Below are 922 nucleotides of genomic sequence, written 5' to 3' on the forward strand. Positions count from 1 at the left end.
GGTCAGGTCGGGGCGCGGCGTCGATGATCGGCGCGCCTCTGGTGCACGGCAGGAGAATCGCACGCCGAGGGACGGTCTTGCCGAGACCGCAGGCGACGCCCAGCGGTGCCCATCGGGTGACCCCGTGATCCCTTCGTGACATTCCAACTATTGACCGAATCTGAGCAAGATGGTGTTCTTTGGGTCTTATTCGCGCACGTGGCGCCCTGCCCCACCCGGCTCAGAGCTAGGACTCCCATGACGATGCCCTCCCTCCGCCAGCTCCTTCCTGCCACCGCGGCCGTCACGGCGGTCGTGGCGACCACGGCCGTGTTCCCGGCGATGGCGGACGAGATCAACGCCACGCCGATCGTGATCCCTGCGATCCAGGAATGGGAGGGAGGCCATGGCCGCACGATCCTGCAGGATGGCGCGCGGATCGTCCCGGACGCCGAGCTCTCGGGAGTTGCCGAGACGCTCGCCGAGGACGCCGACACCAAGCTCGGCGTGACACTCGACGTGGCCCCCTCGGAGACCACCCCGCGGCCCGGAGACATCGTCCTCACGTACGATCCGGCACTCGATCACGCGGGAGCGGGTGACCTGTTCGCGACGGAGGGGTACCGGCTCGAGGTCTCGGACACGATCCGGATCGTCGCGCCCACCGAGACCGGGGCGTTCTACGCGACACGATCCCTCCTGCAGATCGCCGTGCAGTCCCCGGATCTCGACACGTTGCCGCAGGGAACGATCTGGACTGGCCCTCCTATGCCTCCCGGGGCTTCATGCTCGATGTCGGTCGGAAGTTCTTCACCGAGGACTACGTCAACGACACCATCGAGATGATGGGCTGGTACAAGATGAACGAGTTCCAGATCCATCTCAGCGACAACGAGATCAAGCCCCGTGATCTCGATGGCGACGGTGCCCCGGACTGGGACAC

The 922-nt window shown here is 66.1% G+C and carries 2 protein-coding genes; both read left to right on the forward strand.

Annotated features, from left to right (window positions below; translation table 11 throughout):
- Window positions 1–237 precede the first annotated feature (237 nt).
- On the forward strand, window positions 238–825 hold the full coding sequence (locus tag ACT3TZ_RS15190) for a glycoside hydrolase family 20 zincin-like fold domain-containing protein (RefSeq protein ID WP_444584247.1): 588 nt from the start codon (window positions 238–240) through the stop codon (window positions 823–825).
- The coding region (locus ACT3TZ_RS15195) for a family 20 glycosylhydrolase (RefSeq protein WP_444584248.1) at window positions 765–922 on the forward strand (158 nt) is incomplete at its 3' end. The genes ACT3TZ_RS15190 and ACT3TZ_RS15195, both read left to right, overlap by 61 nt.

Source organism: Brachybacterium sp. AOP25-B2-12 (genome assembly GCF_052378625.1).
Lineage (GTDB): Bacteria > Actinomycetota > Actinomycetes > Actinomycetales > Dermabacteraceae > Brachybacterium.